The sequence below is a fragment of the Mesorhizobium sp. M0047 genome (assembly GCF_040323315.1).
In the GTDB taxonomy this organism is placed as follows: domain Bacteria; phylum Pseudomonadota; class Alphaproteobacteria; order Rhizobiales; family Rhizobiaceae; genus Mesorhizobium.
The window spans coordinates 102,986-118,943 of sequence record NZ_JAMYUW010000012.1 but is presented as its reverse complement, the minus strand read 5'-3'; the positions used below and the strand labels follow the sequence as shown (position 1 = coordinate 118,943).

Annotated in this window: 16 protein-coding genes; 15 read left to right on the top strand and 1 reads right to left on the bottom strand. The window is 62.7% G+C overall.

Translation table 11 applies throughout. From position 1 onward, the window contains the following. On the bottom strand, positions 1 to 375 hold the full coding sequence (gene uraH / locus NKJ89_RS14285; RefSeq protein ID WP_352603262.1) for a hydroxyisourate hydrolase: 375 nt from the start codon (positions 373 to 375) through the stop codon (positions 1 to 3). 204 nt (positions 376 to 579) lie between these two features. Here uraH and puuE point away from each other — a divergent pair, with 204 nt between their 5' ends. The 15 genes from puuE (at position 580) to NKJ89_RS14210 (ending at position 15,860) form a co-directional block, all read left to right on the top strand. Beyond that, positions 580 to 1,998, top strand: a complete 1,419-nt coding sequence (puuE, locus tag NKJ89_RS14280) for an allantoinase PuuE (RefSeq protein ID WP_352603260.1) — start codon at positions 580 to 582, stop codon at positions 1,996 to 1,998. Between the two features lie 10 nt (positions 1,999 to 2,008). Further along, a complete protein-coding gene (locus tag NKJ89_RS14275) occupies positions 2,009 to 2,875 on the top strand; it encodes a bifunctional allantoicase/(S)-ureidoglycine aminohydrolase (protein ID WP_352603258.1) in 867 nt (288 codons plus the stop codon). Next, positions 2,872 to 3,363, top strand: a complete 492-nt coding sequence (locus tag NKJ89_RS14270; protein WP_352603256.1) for an ureidoglycolate lyase — start codon at positions 2,872 to 2,874, stop codon at positions 3,361 to 3,363. Before NKJ89_RS14275 ends, NKJ89_RS14270 begins: the two co-directional genes overlap by 4 nt. A 69-nt stretch (positions 3,364 to 3,432) precedes the next feature. After that, complete coding sequence (locus NKJ89_RS14265; protein ID WP_352603254.1) at positions 3,433 to 4,026, top strand: nucleoside deaminase; 594 nt, start codon at positions 3,433 to 3,435, stop codon at positions 4,024 to 4,026. 61 nt (positions 4,027 to 4,087) lie between these two features. Beyond that, entirely contained in the window at positions 4,088 to 4,393 is a 306-nt protein-coding gene (locus NKJ89_RS14260) for a type II toxin-antitoxin system MqsR family toxin (protein ID WP_352603252.1), read from the top strand. 2 nt (positions 4,394 to 4,395) lie between these two features. Further along, the gene (locus NKJ89_RS14255; protein WP_352603250.1) at positions 4,396 to 4,809 is read left to right on the top strand and encodes a type II toxin-antitoxin system MqsA family antitoxin; all 414 of its coding nucleotides are present in this window, start codon (positions 4,396 to 4,398) and stop codon (positions 4,807 to 4,809) included. 78 nt (positions 4,810 to 4,887) lie between these two features. Continuing rightward, positions 4,888 to 6,873: a CocE/NonD family hydrolase gene (locus tag NKJ89_RS14250; RefSeq protein WP_352603248.1), complete on the top strand. Its 1,986-nt coding sequence runs from the start codon at positions 4,888 to 4,890 to the stop codon at positions 6,871 to 6,873. 154 nt (positions 6,874 to 7,027) lie between these two features. Beyond that, positions 7,028 to 8,611, top strand: coding sequence for an ABC transporter substrate-binding protein (locus tag NKJ89_RS14245; protein WP_352603246.1), 1,584 nt, complete (start codon positions 7,028 to 7,030; stop codon positions 8,609 to 8,611). Positions 8,612 to 8,626: 15 nt separating this feature from the next. Continuing rightward, entirely contained in the window at positions 8,627 to 9,583 is a 957-nt protein-coding gene (locus NKJ89_RS14240) for an ABC transporter permease (RefSeq protein ID WP_352603244.1), read from the top strand. 8 nt (positions 9,584 to 9,591) lie between these two features. Then, on the top strand, positions 9,592 to 10,416 hold the full coding sequence (locus NKJ89_RS14235; RefSeq protein WP_352487669.1) for an ABC transporter permease: 825 nt from the start codon (positions 9,592 to 9,594) through the stop codon (positions 10,414 to 10,416). Continuing rightward, positions 10,416 to 12,071, top strand: coding sequence for an ABC transporter ATP-binding protein (locus NKJ89_RS14230; protein WP_352603242.1), 1,656 nt, complete (start codon positions 10,416 to 10,418; stop codon positions 12,069 to 12,071). Before NKJ89_RS14235 ends, NKJ89_RS14230 begins: the two co-directional genes overlap by 1 nt. 59 nt (positions 12,072 to 12,130) lie before the next feature. After that, positions 12,131 to 12,970 carry an alkaline phosphatase family protein gene (locus NKJ89_RS14225; RefSeq protein ID WP_352603240.1) on the top strand — a complete coding sequence of 280 codons (840 nt, stop codon included), beginning with the start codon at positions 12,131 to 12,133 and terminating at the stop codon, positions 12,968 to 12,970. Between the two features lie 241 nt (positions 12,971 to 13,211). Further along, positions 13,212 to 13,778, top strand: a complete 567-nt coding sequence (locus tag NKJ89_RS14220) for a sigma-70 family RNA polymerase sigma factor (RefSeq protein WP_352603238.1) — start codon at positions 13,212 to 13,214, stop codon at positions 13,776 to 13,778. Next, positions 13,775 to 14,443, top strand: coding sequence for an anti-sigma factor (locus NKJ89_RS14215; protein ID WP_352603236.1), 669 nt, complete (start codon positions 13,775 to 13,777; stop codon positions 14,441 to 14,443). The genes NKJ89_RS14220 and NKJ89_RS14215 overlap by 4 nt, the downstream gene beginning before the upstream one ends. Next, a complete protein-coding gene (locus NKJ89_RS14210) occupies positions 14,433 to 15,860 on the top strand; it encodes a S8 family serine peptidase (RefSeq protein ID WP_352603234.1) in 1,428 nt (475 codons plus the stop codon). Before NKJ89_RS14215 ends, NKJ89_RS14210 begins: the two co-directional genes overlap by 11 nt. The last annotated feature ends 98 nt before the right edge of the window (positions 15,861 to 15,958 follow it).

Genomic DNA, 15,958 nt, shown 5'->3' with positions numbered 1-15,958 from the left:
TCAGCTCCCTCTGTAGGTCGAATAACCATAGGGCGAGACGAGCAGCGGTACATGGTAGTGCACCGGCTCGGCCATGCCGAAGCGGATCGGGATCACATCGAGAAAGGCGGGCTTCGGCAGGCTCAGCCCCTGCTGGCGCAAATAGTCGCCCGCGGCAAAGACCAGTTCGTATTCGCCGGTGCGGAACTCCGCGCCGGCAAGCAGGGGGGCGTCGCAACGGCCGTCGGCATTGGTGATGACAGTCTTCAAATGTGTCCGTGTGTCGCCATGGAGATGGTAGAGCGCGATCGACAGTCCCGCCGCCGGCTTGCCGGTCGCTGTGTCGAGGACATGGGTCGTCAGACGCCCGCCATCGGCTTTCGACGTTTCTGCCATTGGCCGCCTCCCATTTCCGGTACGAGCGAATTTGGCCCGGTACGATCGAGTATCAACAGTGAATTGTGCGCCAATTAAAGGCGATGCATAAGTCCCGGTCGAGCGGAGTGCGACAAAAACACTTTCAAAAATTTTCGGGGGAATGCGCAGGCAGCCCTTTCGATATTCTCACCACACTTCGGGCCATGCCCGGCAGGAGGGACGATGCGGTACACCAGAGACATGCGCGGCTACGGAGCCAATCCGCCGGATCCGAAATGGCCTGATGGTGCGCACGTCGCCGTGCAGTTCGTCGTCAACTACGAAGAGGGTGGCGAGAACTGCGTGCTGCATGGCGACAAGGCTTCGGAAGCCTTTCTGTCGGAAATCGTCGGCGCGGCGCCCTGGGTGGGCCAGCGTCACTGGAACATGGAATCAATCTACGAATATGGCGCTCGCGCCGGCTTCTGGCGGCTGCTCCGACTGTTCACGGAGGCTGAGGTACCGATCACCTGCTACGGGGTCGCCACCGCGCTCGCCCGTTCGCCCGACCAGGTCACGGCCATGCAGGAAGCCGGCTGGGAAATCGCCTCGCACGGACTGAAATGGATCGACTACCGCGACCATAGCGCCGAAGATGAGCGTCGCGACCTCGAAGCAGCGATCCGCCTGCACTATGAGGTGACCGGGCAGCGACCGACTGGCTGGTACACGGGCCGCACATCGGTCAACACGGTGCGGATTGTGGCGGAAGAGGGTGGCTTCGACTACGTGTCGGACACGTATGACGACGAACTGCCTTATTGGTTCGAGCACGCGGGCGGCACGCAGCTCATCATCCCTTATACGCTTGATGCCAACGACATGCGCTTCGCCACGCCGCAAGGGTTCAATTCGGGCGACCAGTTCTTTGCCTATCTGAAAGACAGTTTCGACACGCTCTACGCCGAAGGCAAGGCCGGCAGGCCGCGCATGATGAACATCGGCCTGCATTGCCGCCTCGTGGGGCGTCCGGGGCGGGTCGCGGCGCTGAAGCGCTTCGTCGACTATGTCAAATCGCATGACAAGGTCTGGCTGGCGCGACGCATCGATATCGCCAAGCATTGGCAGGAGAACCATCCCTACAAGCCGGCGGCACTCAGGCCATCCAAGATGGAATTCGAGACCTTCGTCCATACGTTCGGTGGCGTGTTCGAGCATTCGCCCTGGATCGCAGAACGAGCCCATGAACTGGAACTAGGCCCGGCGCATGACACGGCCGGTGGCCTGCACAATGCGCTCTGCCGTATCTTCCGCTCCGCCAGCGAGACCGATCGGCTTTCCGTGCTCAATGCCCATCCCGACCTTGCCGGCAAGCTGGCCAAGGCCAAACGGCTGACGGCGGAATCGACCAGGGAACAGGCCTCTGCAGGGCTGGACGCGCTGACGGACAAGGAGCGCGAGCTGTTCTCCAAGCTCAACGCCGCCTACGTCACCACCTTCGGCTTCCCCTTCATCATCGCGGTGAAGGGCAAGACCAAGGAGGAAATCCTCGCCGAATTCGAGACGCGCATCGGCAACAGTCGCGGCGTCGAATTCGAGACTGCCTGCAAACAGGTCGAGCGCATCGCGCTGCTCCGCCTCAAGGACATGCTTCCGCAATAGGTTTGAACCCATGGATACGATCAGGATGCCCGAGCGAACCTATTATTATGCACCGCATGGCGGCCACCCCGGCCAGAGCGAGCTGTTGACCGGCCGCGCCGTCTTCACCGAGGCCTATGCCGTCATCCCCAGGGGCGTGATGCAGGACATCGTCACCAGCGCTCTGCCGTTCTGGGACAAGACCCGCGTCTGGATCTTGTCGCGACCGCTGTCCGGTTTTGCCGAGACGTTCTCGCAGTACATTGTCGAGGTCGCGCCCGGCGGCGGCAGCGATCGGCCGGAACCCGATGCCGGCGCCGAAGGCGCCCTGTTTGTGGTCGAGGGCGAATTGACGGTTCTGCTTGCAGGAAAGAAGCATGTGTTGCGGCCCGGCGGCTTTGCCTTCCTGCCGCCGGCTAGCGGCTGGACAGTTCGCAACGAAGGCAAGGCCGATGTCCGCTTCCATTGGATTCGCAAGGCCTACGAGGTGGTCGACGGTCTCGATGCGCCCGAAGCTTTCTTCACCAACGAACAGGAGATCGCGCCAACGCCGATGCCCGGCACCGAGGGCCGCTGGGCGACGACGCGTTTCGTCGATCCAGCCGATTTGCGCCATGACATGCACATGACCATTGTGACGCTGGAACCCGGCGCGGTCATTCCCTTCGCCGAGACCCATGTCATGGAGCACGGGCTCTATGTGCTGGAGGGCAAGGCGGTCTATCGTCTCAACCAGGACTGGGTCGAGGTCGAGGCCGGTGATTATATGTGGCTGCGCGCCTTCTGTCCGCAGGCCTGCTATGCCGGCGGTCCGGGCAAATTCCGCTATCTGCTCTACAAGGACGTCAACCGGCACGCCAAGCTCGGCGGCGCCGGCATCGCAAAGCGCGCGCCATGACCCGTATCGTCGCGCGGCCGCTGACCCGCGAAAGCTTTGCCCCATTTGGCGACGTCATCGACATGGGCGGCGACAACCACTACCCGATCAATGGCGGCAAGGCCGAGCGCTACCACGATCTCGCCACCGTGCAAGCAACCGGGCCGAACGCCCGCGTGCTGATCTCGATGGTGCGCGGCACGCCCTACAAATTGCCGCTGAAGCTGACGATGGTCGAGCGCCACCCCTTCGGCAGCCAGGCCTTCATTCCGCTGTCGCCACGCCCGTTCCTGGTCGTTGTCTGTCATGACGGGGATGAGGGGCCGGGCGAGCCGCATGCCTTTATCACTACCCCCGGACAAGGGATCAATTACCGGCGCAATCTCTGGCATGGCGTGCTGACGCCGCTCGGCGAGGCGCAGGATTTCCTGATCGTCGACCGGGGCGGCGACGGCCCCAATCTCGAGGAATTCCATTTCTCGCACGCCTACGATATCCATCTCCCTTGATTTTTTGTGCATGTCGTCGCCCCAAAACCAGGGGGCACTTTTGGGCGACATGCAGCAGGAGACCCCGTAATGACCGACATTTCGCTGATCGACCGCCTGCTCGACGTCATCGAGCACGATATCGTGCCGAAGACGGCCGAAGGCGTCGCCCATGGCAACAAGCTGTTCGGCGCGGCGATCCTGCGCAAGGACGACCATTCGCTGGTGCTGGCCGAGACCAACAATGAGATGGAGAACCCGCTCTGGCATGGCGAGGTGCATTGCCTGAAACGTTTCTACGAAATGCCCAGGGCAGAGCGCGTCGACACCAAGGACGCCATCTTCATCGCCACGCACGAACCCTGCTCGCTGTGCTTGTCGGCGATCACCTGGACCGGCTTCGACAATTTCTACTATCTGTTCAGCCACGAGGATTCGCGCGACTCTTTCGCCATCCCGCACGATCTGAAAATCCTGAAAGAGGTCTTCACCCTCGATCCCGGCGGTTACAATGCCGAGAACGCCTACTGGAAGAGTTTTTCGATCCGTCGACTGGTGCGATCGCTGCCCGGAGCCGAACGCCAGCGGCTGGAAACACGCATCGACAAAATCTCGGCCCGTTATGACGAGCTGTCAGGCGCCTATCAGGCGAACAAGGATGAGAACGACATTCCGCTGAATTGAACTCTCAGACATGATGGTTCGACTCTCTTGAATTGCCCCCTTTATGGTGGCATATTGTGTCATGGAGAAACGCAGGCCCAGTTACGATCTTGATGCCATCAAGACGATATTCGGGTCTGTCGAAACGCTGGCGATCACGACGTCCGCCCTGCGGGATGCCACCGGCCTTGGCTTCGACCGTGCCGGTGTGGTCGAGGTGATCGGCGGCATGACGCGAAAAATGTTCGTGAAGTCCATGACGACCTTTGCGGATCATCGGGTCTGGCAGGATGTCTATCACGTGCCGGCGCGCGACCTGATCCTCTACGTGAAATTCCAAGCGGATGTCGTGACCGAGTTCACGGTCATGTCGTTCAAGGAGAAATGACCATGGCGACAAGAGAAGAAAATCGGACCATGATTTCCCCCGAAACCGGGGAAACGCTCACGCGTGAAGTGCGTCCATTCACCGTAGCGTACAAGGGCGAGAGCATAATTGTCGACCTTCCAGGTTACTATCCAGCATCCGGTGACGAGGGTGTGCATGTCGGAGATGACATGGCTGCCGTCGATGCCGCGCTCCGCGCCCTCAAGGAGAAGATCGATGGTGTGCCGGCCCCGGCAACCATCCGCCGCATGCGCACAAAGCTCAATCTATCTCAGCGCGAGGCAGGATCCCTGTTCAAGGTCGGCGAGAATGCTTTCGACAAGTATGAAAGAGGCCTGATCGAGCCGAGCGGCCCGACCATTCAGCTGATGACGCTGCTGGAAAAACACCCCGAACTGCTGGACGAATTGCGGTAGCGGCACAGGTCGCATTTTTCGCTGCTCCAGTCGCGAATGGCGATTGAAAGTCGCCGGGTCGCGGGGCGTTATGTAGCCATGAAAACCGTCACCGAATTTCCCCGCAAGGTCGTCGAATTCCCGGACATGGCCATCGTCATGCCGGATGGCTGCCGGCTGTCGGCGCGGGTGTGGATGCCGGAAGATGCCGGCGACGATCCGGTGCCGGCGATTCTCGAGCACCTGCCCTACCGCAAGCGCGACGGCACCATCTTTCGCGATCAGCTGACGCATCCCTATTTCGCCGGCCACGGCTATGCCTCGATCCGCGTCGACATGCGTGGCAATGGCGATTCCGAAGGGCTGATGGACGACGAGTATTCCGAGCAGGAATTGCAGGATGCATGCGACGTCATCGCCTGGGCTGCAAGCCAACCCTGGTGCAACGGCAATGTCGGCATGATGGGCATTTCCTGGGGCGGCTTCAACTGCCTGCAGGTCGCGGCCAAGCAGCCGCCGGCACTGAAGGCGGTGATCAGCCTGTGCTCGACCGTCGATCGCTATGCCGACGACATCCATTACAAGGGCGGCTGCCTTTTGATCGAGAATTTCGGCTGGGCTTCGACCATGCTCTCCTATTCATCACGGCCGCCGGATCCGCTGCTGGCCGGCGACAACAGGTGGCGGGATCTGTGGCTGACCCGGCTGGAGAACCAGCCCTTCCTGGCGCCGCTGTGGCTGAGACACCAGCACCGCGACGCCTACTGGAAGCGCGGCTCGATCTGCGAGGACTTTTCCACCGTCAAGGCCGCGGTGCTGTCGATCGGCGGCTGGCATGACGGCTACCGCAACACGGTTTCGCATCTGGCCAGCAACATCGAAGCGCCGGTCAAGGGCATCATCGGGCCGTGGATCCACAAATACCCGCACTACGCCGGGCCCAAGCCCGCCATCGGCTTCCTGCAGGAGGCGTTGCGCTGGTGGGACCGCTGGCTGAAGGATATCGACACAGGCGTCGAGGCCGATCCCGCCTACCGCGCCTATGTCATGGACAGCGTGCGTCCGGCACGCTGGCATCCCGAGCGGCCGGGCCGTTGGATTGCGGAACAGCGATGGCCGTCGTCCAACATCAAGACGCAATCGATCGAGCTTATCGCCGAGGGCGGCAACCCCGCGATCGTCGCCTCGCCGCAAAGCTGCGGCCTGGCCGGCGGCGAGTATTTTCCGTTCACCTTCGGCCCGGAACTACCGGGCGACCAGCGCCCCGACGATGCGCTGTCTGTGTGCTTCGACCAGCCGTTGCTCACCGAAGCGATCGACATTGTCGGCGCGCCGGAAGTCCTGATCCGGGTGGCGTCCGACTGGCGCCAGGCCAACGTCGCGGTCCGGCTTTGCGACGTGCATCCCGACGGTGCCTCCGAACTGATCTCTTATGGCGTACTCAACCTGACGCATCGCAATTCGCACGAATTCCCGGAAGCGCTGGTGCCGGGTGAAACGGTGTCGGCGCGCGTCGTGCTCGATCAATGCGCCTACCGCGTGCCGGCCGGCCACCGCCTGCGTGTTGCCGTTTCGAACGCCTATTGGCCGATGATCTGGCCGTCGCCGGAGCCGGCCCAACTCTCCTTGTCGACCGCGACGTTGTCCCTGCCGCTGCGGCCGCTGGCGACGGGCGATGAAGTGACGTTCGCCGAGCCGGAAGGCGCCTCCCCCTGGGAGACAGAAACGATCCGCGCCACCAATTCCGAGCGCCACGTCGATCGCGACGAGAAGACCGGAATTGTCACCCTTTCCATCGTTGATGATTTCGGCGGGGTGCGCGATCTCGATCACGGCCTTGCCAATGGCAGCATCGCCCGCGAGACCTGGACGATCCATCCCGACGATCCGCTGTCGGCCTCGGGGAAAACGCATTGGACGCAGACCCTGTCGCGAAATGAATGGTCCGTGCGCACCGAAACGTCTGCCGAATTGCGATCGGACGCGCAAAACTTCATCATCAACGCCAGAATCGAGGCCTATGAGGGCGAAAAGCTCGTTTTCGAGCGCAATTTCGACGAGAAGATACCGCGCGCGCTTGTTTGAACGCCGAGTTCGTTGATCCAATTGCGACGTACGATTTACGCCACGGCATGTCGCATTCGGTCTTGCTTACCGCTTTCCCTTGCGGTCATTATTCTCCTCACAAGAAACAAGAAAAACGACCGCAGAGTCGAACCAACAGAGTGAGGAACTCAAAATGTCGAATGAACTGGAATACCTTAGCCGGCGCGTTGCGTCGGGCAAACTGAGCCGTCGTGATTTTCTCGGCCGGGCGGCAGCGCTTGGCGTCACCGCGCCCTTCGCCAACTCGCTGCTTTCAAGTTCGGCGCGCGCGGCGGGCCCCGTCAAGGGTGGCACGCTGAAGGCAGGCATGCAGGGTGGCGCGTCCACCGACACGCTCGATCCAGCGTTAGCCGCAAGCCAGGTTCCTTTCACGTTTAACCGCCAATGGGGCGAGCAATTGGTGCAGTTGACTCCGACGGGTGAGGTCGCTCCCTGTCTGGCCGAAGAGTGGGGCGCTTCCGACGACGCCAAGGTCTGGACTTTCAAGATCCGCAAGGGCGTGCAGTTCCACAATGGCAAGGAGATGACCCCGGCCGACGTGGTAGCTACTATGGATCGGCACTCCAACAAGGATTCAAAATCCGGTGCGCTCGGGCTTATGGGAGCGATCGATACCGTCAAAGCCGACGGGCAGAATGTCGTTATCAGCCTAAAGGAAGCTAACGCGGACCTGCCCTACCTGATGGATGACTACCACCTGCTGGTGCAGCCGAACGGCGGCAAGGACAACCCGACCGAAGGCATCGGCACCGGCCCCTACAAGGTCACCGTCAACGAGGCCGGCGTGCGGCTGGGCGGCGAGAAGTTTGCCGGCTACTGGCGCGACGACCGCGGCTTCGCCGACCAGATCGAGGTCATCGTGATCAATGACGCAACGGCCCGTGTCTCGGCGCTCCAGGGTGGCCAGGTTGACATAATCAACCGCGTCGAGCCGAAGATTGTCGAGTTGATCAAACGCGTTCCCGGCGTCACCATCAAAAACGTGTCGGGAAGAGGTCATTACGTATTCATCGCCCACTGCAACACCGCGCCGTTCGACAACAATGACCTGCGGTTGGCGCTGAAATACGCCATCGACCGCGAGGAGATGGTGCAAAAGATCCTGATGGGATACGGCTCTGTCGGCAACGACACGCCGATCAACAAGGCCTACCCGCTCTTCACCGACATGGAGCAGCGCAAGTACGATCCGGACAAGGCGGCCTTCCACTACAAGAAATCAGGCCATTCCGGCTCGGTCCTGCTGCGCACTTCCGACGTCGCCTTCCCCGGCGCTGTCGACGCTACCCAGCTCTACCAGCAGAGCGCCGCCAAGGCCGGCATCACTATCGAGGTAAAGCGCGAGCCTGGTGACGGCTACTGGTCGGAAGTCTGGAATAAGCAGCCTTTCTCTGCTTCGTATTGGGAGGGCCGACCCACCCAGGACCAGATGTATTCCACGGCCTACTATTCGAAGGCCGACTGGAACGATACGCGCTTCTTCAACGAGACCTTCGACAAGATGCTGTTTGCAGCGAGGGCCGAACTTGACAAGGACAAGCGCACGAAGATCTACGCCGACATGGGCCAGATCGTGCGCGACGAAGGCGGTACCATCACACCGATGTTCAATGACTTTATTGATGCGATCGGACCGAAAGTGGATGGCTGGGTCGAGGACGGCAACTATGCGATGTCCGGAGGCTACGCTCTTCAAAAGTGTTGGCTCAAGGCGTAACCTGGTCCCGCCTGCATGTCGCCGATCGTAAGGCTCATCGCCCAGCGCATCGCGCTGGGCGTCCTCCTCTTGTTGGCCGTTTCGGTCCTGATCTTCGCCGGCACACAGATTCTGCCCGGCGATGTCGCGCAAGCCATTCTCGGGCAGTCGGCAACTCCGGAGTCACTCGCCAATCTGCGTGAGCAACTCGGGCTGAACGAGCCGGCCTATATCAGGTATTTCCACTGGCTCGGCGGAGTGGTGACAGGCGACCTGGGTACGGCCATGTCGAGCGGCCAGGACATCGCGACATCGATCAAGGGCCGGCTTTGGAACACGCTGTTCCTAGCCTTCTGGGCGGCGATTGTCGCCGTGCCGCTGGCGATCATCCTCGGCCTTATCGCGGTCCGCTACCGCAATGGCTGGGTCGACAAGCTGATCTCCGGATTGGCGCTCGCCTCGACCTCCTTCCCTGAATTCTTCATCGGCTATGTGCTCGTCTACTTCTTCGCGGTGAAGTGGCAGATCTTCCCCGGCATCTCGACCGTCTATGACGGCATGCCTTTCGGGGAACGGATGCAGGCGATCACGCTGCCGGCGACGGCGTTGACGCTGGTCGTGCTCGCCCACATGATGCGTATGACGCGCGCGGCGATCCTCAATGTCATGCAGTCGGCCTATGTCGAAACGGCGGAACTGAAGGGCCTGTCGGCCTTCAATGTCATCCGCAAGCATGCGTTCCCCAACGCGATCGCGCCGATCATCAACGTCGTCATGCTCAACCTCGCCTACCTGATCGTCGGCGTCGTCGTTGTCGAGGTGATCTTCGTCTATCCGGGCATGGGGCAATATCTCGTCGATCACGTCACCAAACGCGACGTACCGGTGGTGCAGGCGGTCGGCCTGATCTTCGCCGCTGTCTACATAAGCCTGAACATCATTGCGGACATAGCGGCGATCGTCGCCAATCCGCGTCTCCGACATCCGAAATAGGGGCGGGCATGCTCGATATCAAACGCATCCCCATTCCCGCGCTGGTCGGCATAATACTGACCGCACTGTTCGTTCTGGCGGCTATCTTCGCGCCCTGGATCTCACCGCATGACAATGGCGAGATCGTCGGCGATGTCTGGGAGCCTATGTCGGCGGCGCATTGGCTGGGCACCGACAATCTCGGCCGCGATCTGCTGTCACGAATGATCTACGGCGCCCGCATCACGCTGTTCATCGCAGTGCTCGCCACCGCGCTGTCGTTCTCGCTCGGCGCCATCCTTGGCTTCTCGGCGGCGGTGTTCGGCGGCTGGTTCGATACGCTCCTGTCGCGCCTTGTCGATCTCTTGATGTCGATCCCGACGCTGATCATGGGCCTTGTCGTGCTATCCGTGCTGCCGACCAACCTGGTGACACTTATCCTGGTCATGGGCATTCTCGACTCGACCCGCGTCTATCGCCTGTCGCGCGCGGTCGCCGTCGACATCAACGTCATGGACTATGTCGAGGCGGCGAAGCTGCGCGGCGAAGGCAGTGCCTGGATCATCTTCCGCGAGATCCTGCCCAACGCACTGTCGCCGCTGGTTTCGGAACTCGGCCTGCGCTTCATCTATGCGGTGCTGTTCCTGTCGACGCTGTCCTTTCTCGGCCTTGGCGTGCAACCGCCTGACGCCGACTGGGGCGGCATGGTCAAGGAAAACAAGGACGGCATCGTCTTCGGCATCGGGGCAGCGCTGATCCCGGCGGCAGCGATCGCCATGCTGGCGATTTCGGTCAACCTGGTTGCGGACTGGGTGCTCAACCGGACGACAAGCCTGAAGGGAGGACGCGGGTGATGGCAGAGAGCAAAGCGAAACCCGGCGTGCTGCTCGACATCCGCAATCTGCGCATCGAGGCGACCGTCTTCCCACCCGGCGAACCGCCGAAGAATATCGTGCTGGTGCACGATGTCTCGTTGACGCTCGAGAAGGGCAAGGTGCTTGGCCTGATCGGCGAATCCGGCGCCGGCAAGTCGACGATCGGCCTGTCGTCGATGGGCTATGGGCGCGGTGGTGTGCGCATCACCGGCGGCGAGGTCATCCTGAACGGCCGCGACATCCTCAAGGGCGGCAAGGACGGTTTTCGCAAGCTGCGCGGCCGCGAGGTCTGCTATGTCGCGCAGTCAGCGGCGGCCGCCTTCAACCCGGCGCACAGGCTGATGGACCAGGTGGTGGAAGCCACGCTGCTGCACGGCACGGCGACGCGCGCCGAGGCCGAAAAGCGCGCCGTCGCGCTGTTCAGGAAGCTCAGCCTGCCGAACCCCGAAACCATCGGCGAACGCTTTCCCCACCAGGTCTCGGGCGGCCAGCTGCAGCGCGTGATGACGGCGATGGCGCTCTGCTCCGAGCCGGATCTGATCGTCTTCGACGAGCCGACCACGGCGCTCGACGTGACGACGCAGATCGACGTCCTGGCGGCGATAAAGGACGCCATTCGCGACACCCATGTGGCGGCACTCTACATCACGCACGACCTTGCCGTCGTCGCCCAGGTCTCCGACGAGATCATGGTGTTGCGCCATGGCCGACTGGTCGAATGGGGCGGTACAAGGCAGATCATCAAGGAGCCGCGCCAGGAGTACACCAACGCGCTGGTGTCGGTGCATGAGATCGAACACGCCGAACAGAAGCCCGGCACGACGCCGTTCCTGTCGGTGAAGAACGTCACCGCCGCCTATGGCCGCAGCCATATCAAGGTGCTGAAGAACGTCTCGGTCGACATCTATCCGGGCCAGACGCTTGCCGTCGTCGGCGAGTCGGGTTCCGGCAAGTCGACGCTGGCGCGCGCCATCACCGGGCTCTTGCCACCCGAAGAAGGGACCGTCACCTTCGACGGGCGTCCGCTGGCAAACCGGCTGGCCGACCGGCCGAAGGAGGACCTGCGGCAATTGCAGATGATCTATCAGATGGCCGACGTGGCGATGAACCCGCGTCAGACCGTCGGCACCATCATCGGCCGGCCGCTCGAATTCTATTTCGGCATACGCGGCCGCGAGCGCGACAGACGCGTCGCCGAACTGCTCGACAAGATCGAGATGGGCAAAGGCTTCTCCGACCGTTATCCGGCCGAGCTTTCCGGCGGCCAGAAACAGCGCGTCTGCATCGCCCGCTCACTTGCCGCCAAGCCGAAGCTGATCATCTGCGACGAGGTGACCTCGGCACTCGATCCGCTGGTGGCACACGGCATCCTCGAACTGCTGCTCGAGCTGCAGAAGGAGGAGAATGTCGCCTATCTCTTCATCACCCATGACCTGGCCACGGTGAAGTCGATCGCCGATTCGATCGCGGTGATGTACCGCGGCGAGGTGGTGCGCTACGGCCCGAAGAGCAAGGTGCTGGCGCCGCCTTTCGACGCCTATACCGACCTGCTGCTTTCCTCGGTTCCCGAGATGGAGATCGGCTGGCTGGAAAAGGCGATCAAGGGACGGCGCATGGCCAGTGGGGGGAACTAGGGAATTCGTGGCATAAGCCGCGAAACATCCTTCAACGACAAAGCCTTCCGGAGTCGCCCATGGCGCTCGCGACAAAACTGTTGCTGATCATCCTCGACGGCGTGCCCTACAGGAACTGGCGCCGGCTGATGGGCAATCTCGAAGGCTGGGTGCAATCGGGCGAGGCGCGGGTCTGGAAGATGCGTTCCGTGCTGCCGTCGACCTCGGCCTGCTGCTATGCCTCGATCCATACCGGAGTTTCGCCCCAGGTGCACGGCATCTTGTCCAACGAGAACCGGTTTCGCGTCGCGCAGCCCGACATCTTCTCCGAAGTCAGCAAGGCCGGCGGCAAGACGGGTGCCGTCACGCATTCCTACTGGTCGGAATTCTTCCGCGCCTACCCCTTCGACCTGGTCGAGGACATGGAATTCGACGAGCCGGGCGGGCCGATCACGCATGGCCGCTTCCACACCATGACCGGCTACAATGGCTGCAACCAGATGACGCCGAGCGACATCGACCTGTTCGCGACGCTGACCATGCTGATCAGGCGCCACGGCATCGACTACGGCATCCTGCACACCTGCACGCTGGATTCGATGGGGCACCGCTTCGGCCATGACTGCCACGAGATGGACCACGCCGTCTATGCGATGGACGGTATGCTGGCTGCCTTCTTGCCGCGCTGGATCGAAGCCGGCTACGAGGTCATGGTCACCGCCGATCACGGCCAGACCGACCGCGGCCATCATGGTGGCCATGGCGACGAGATGCAGGATTTCGCGTTGTATTATTTTGGAGCCGGCAAGGGACCGCAGGCCGACACATTGCTCGACCAGCTGCAGCTGGCGCCGACAATCTTAAGCCGTCTCGGCGTGCCAGTTCCGGCGACGATGAAGGCGAAATCGTTTTTGGGGTGATGTGGACGCGACGTCGGCGCCCCCCTCCCACCTGCCGGCATTCGTCGTTCCAAAAGCCAAGCAATTGGCTTTTCGTCCGCTGCGCGGATCACGTCTCACCTCCCCGGTAAATGACGGGCAGAAGGGATGCTCTGGCAACCGCCTCGCTCTTCGGCTAGCCTCCGAAATTCCTTGGCGGAGGATGAACCTTTTTGGATCGATCAGCGACAGAGCAGACAGGAGCCAGGCGGCTCGACCGGCCATGACGGCATCGACGGAGACCGATCGCGCGCTTGTCGACCGGGTCGCGAAGGGCGACCGTGCCGCCGTGCGGCTCCTGTTCATGCGTCACCACGCGCGGGTCTACCGCTTCGTGGCGCGCCAGACGGGATCGGAAATGATGGCTGACGATATCGCCAACGAAGTGTTCCTCGAGCTCTGGCGCCAGGCGCCGGGCTTCGAAGGGCGCTCCGAAGTCTCGACATGGCTGCTCGGCATCGCCCGTTTCAAGGCGCTGTCCTTGCTGCGCAAGAAGAAGGAAGACTGGATCGACGACGAGGCCGCCGCCGCGGTGCCCGACAGTGCCGACACGCCGGAAGTCGTCACCATGAAGGAAGACAAGGCTGCCGCCTTGCGGCGCTTCGTCGACGCCTTGCCGGAAGAGCATCGCGTTGTGATCGATCTTGCCTATTATCACGGACAGTCGGTGAGCGAGATCGGCGAGGTGCTCGACATTCCGGTCGCGACCGTCAAGACCCGCATGTTTTACGCCCGCAAGAAACTCGGTGAGGCCCTCAAGGCCGCCGGTTACGACAGGGGGTGGCCATGAGCGCCGCTGAAAAAATGTCGCGCCGCGACGAAATGGAAATGCTGCTGCCGTTCTACCTGAACGGCTCGCTGGAGGGCTCGGACCTGGAAGCCGTCGAGGAATGGCTGGCTAGCGATCCGGCGGCACTTGCCGCCCTTGGCGAGGCGGAAGCCGAATTCTCCGGCACTGCGGCTGCCAATGAAGCGATCCGTCCGCCGGCCGATGCGCTAAGCCGCTTCGCCAGGGCGCTCGATGCCGAGGCCGGACCGGCGCGAGCGCCGGCAGGATCGTCCTGGCTGGCGCAGGCCTGGGGCCGCTTCATGGCGGTGCCGGTCGGCGTCGCCTGGGCCGCGGCCGCGGTTCTGCTGGCCCTGGTCATGGTGCAGTCATTTGTCGAGCCCGGCGGCAAGGGCAGTGATTTCGAGATAGCCGGCGCGCAAGACGATCTGGCGAAAATGCCGTTCGCCCTGGTCAAGTTCAAGCCGGATGCGAAGATGTCGGATATTTCTGGCTTTCTCGGCAGCAACGGGCTGAAGATTATCGGCGGGCCGACCGCCGACGGCGTCTTCCGGCTTGGCATTCCCGCGACGACCGCTGCCGATTACACAAGGCAAATCGGCCTTATTGCCGCCCAGCCTTTCACGCAGACTTTGATCGAGGGAAGGAAGCCGGTTGATGGCGGCTGAGGCGGTCATTCGATTTGCGGCCATGCTTGCGTCGGCGGTGACAATCGCCGCCGTGCCTGCGTCGGCGCAGACCAGCGCGAAGCCTGACCCCACGAAAATCGACTGCCGCAACGGGGCCAATGCGGCAGGAGCCGACTGCGCCAAGGGTGACGCGAAGAGCGCGACGGACGCAGCGCAGGCCGGCGCGGTGTTCTTGCCAGCTCTGATCGTAGACCTGTTTCCCAACCCGGTGGCGCCCCCGGCACCGATGCCGACGCCGCGGCCGGCTTCGGCGACACCTCCCGCCGGTAGTCAGGCCAGCCCTCCGCCTGGCGGCCCGATCGTCTCTCCGACCGATCTCGTCGCCGTTCAGCCGCCGCGCGCGGTGGTCGGCGATTTCGTGCCGGACGAGGTGCTGGTGACGGTCGACGGCGATGCCGGGGCCGTGCAGCAGATCGCCGCTTCCTTCGGCCTCCAGGTGCGCTCGCAGCGCCAGTCGCGGCTGCTTGGCACCACGCTGGTGCGTTTTGGGATTCCCGACGGCCGGCCCGTCGGCGTCGTGCTGGCGCAACTGGCCGCCGACGGCCGCACCCAGCGGCGCGAGCCCAACCATGTCTATTCGTTGCAACAGGCCGCCAGCATCGTCAACTATGCCTTCGAGCGCATCGCGCTCGATTCCAAGCAGGCCAGCGGCGAAAACGTCCGCATCGCGGTGATCGACACCGGCATCGACGACACCAATCCGGCGCTGGCTGGCGTCATTGCCGAACAGTTCGACGCCATGCCGGGCGTGCCGATCGAAAAGCGCGACCACGGCACGTCGGTCGACGGCCTGATCGCCGGTGTCGGCGCGCTGGAGGGCATGGCGCCGGGTGCCAGGATCTACCATGCCCGCGCCTTCGAGGGCGGCAAGTCGACCATGGATGTGATCCTTGCGGCGCTCGACTGGGCGGCGGACCAGGACGTGCGCATCATCAACATGAGCTTCGTCGGGCCGAAGAACGACCTGCTCGGCGTCGCCTGCCGCAATGCCCGGGCGCTCGGCATGGTGCTGGTCGCCGCCGCCGGCAATAATGGTCCGAAGGCGCCCTATGGCTATCCGGCCGCTTTCGACGGCGTCATCGCGGTGACCGCCACCGACGCCAAGGACGGGCTGATGCCGCAGGCCAATCGCGGCGCCTATGTCTTCATCTCGGCGCCTGGCGTCGAGATGGTGGCGCCGAGCGGCGCCGGCTCGGATGTGGTCACCGGCACCTCGTTCGCGGCGGCGATCGTCAGCGGCGCCATCGCCAATCTCATCCACGCCGCGCCCGATCGCTCGCCCGACGACATCGAAAAGGCGCTCGGGGCTACGGCAAGAGATCTCGGCCCCAAGGGGCGCGACAATGATTTCGGCTACGGGCTGCTGGACATCAGGGCGGCGGCCGCGAAGGAATAGGTCTAACGCTTAGAAGCTTCTGCTTTATGCATGTCGAAACTCAATCAGATGGTTGCCCCAACGGCCGAGATTGGGTGGAAAGCCGAAGGTCTGCCTTT

Excerpts from the sequence above, each read along its gene's own strand:
- NKJ89_RS14245 (WP_352603246.1), top strand. The coding sequence starts at position 7,028 with ATGTCGAATGAACTGGAATACCTTAGCCGGCGCGTTGCGTCGGGCAAA.
- NKJ89_RS14215 (WP_352603236.1), top strand. The coding sequence starts at position 13,775 with ATGAGCGCCGCTGAAAAAATGTCGCGCCGCGACGAAATGGAAATGCTG.
- NKJ89_RS14225 (WP_352603240.1), top strand. The coding sequence starts at position 12,131 with ATGGCGCTCGCGACAAAACTGTTGCTGATCATCCTCGACGGCGTGCCC.
- NKJ89_RS14270 (WP_352603256.1), top strand. The coding sequence starts at position 2,872 with ATGACCCGTATCGTCGCGCGGCCGCTGACCCGCGAAAGCTTTGCCCCA.
- NKJ89_RS14210 (WP_352603234.1), top strand. The coding sequence starts at position 14,433 with ATGGCGGCTGAGGCGGTCATTCGATTTGCGGCCATGCTTGCGTCGGCG.
- puuE (WP_352603260.1), top strand. The coding sequence starts at position 580 with ATGCGGTACACCAGAGACATGCGCGGCTACGGAGCCAATCCGCCGGAT.
- NKJ89_RS14230 (WP_352603242.1), top strand. The coding sequence starts at position 10,416 with ATGGCAGAGAGCAAAGCGAAACCCGGCGTGCTGCTCGACATCCGCAAT.
- NKJ89_RS14240 (WP_352603244.1), top strand. The coding sequence starts at position 8,627 with ATGTCGCCGATCGTAAGGCTCATCGCCCAGCGCATCGCGCTGGGCGTC.
- NKJ89_RS14220 (WP_352603238.1), top strand. The coding sequence starts at position 13,212 with ATGACGGCATCGACGGAGACCGATCGCGCGCTTGTCGACCGGGTCGCG.
- NKJ89_RS14250 (WP_352603248.1), top strand. The coding sequence starts at position 4,888 with ATGAAAACCGTCACCGAATTTCCCCGCAAGGTCGTCGAATTCCCGGAC.
- uraH (WP_352603262.1), bottom strand. The coding sequence starts at position 375 with ATGGCAGAAACGTCGAAAGCCGATGGCGGGCGTCTGACGACCCATGTC.
- NKJ89_RS14260 (WP_352603252.1), top strand. The coding sequence starts at position 4,088 with ATGGAGAAACGCAGGCCCAGTTACGATCTTGATGCCATCAAGACGATA.
- NKJ89_RS14255 (WP_352603250.1), top strand. The coding sequence starts at position 4,396 with ATGGCGACAAGAGAAGAAAATCGGACCATGATTTCCCCCGAAACCGGG.
- NKJ89_RS14275 (WP_352603258.1), top strand. The coding sequence starts at position 2,009 with ATGGATACGATCAGGATGCCCGAGCGAACCTATTATTATGCACCGCAT.
- NKJ89_RS14235 (WP_352487669.1), top strand. The coding sequence starts at position 9,592 with ATGCTCGATATCAAACGCATCCCCATTCCCGCGCTGGTCGGCATAATA.
- NKJ89_RS14265 (WP_352603254.1), top strand. The coding sequence starts at position 3,433 with ATGACCGACATTTCGCTGATCGACCGCCTGCTCGACGTCATCGAGCAC.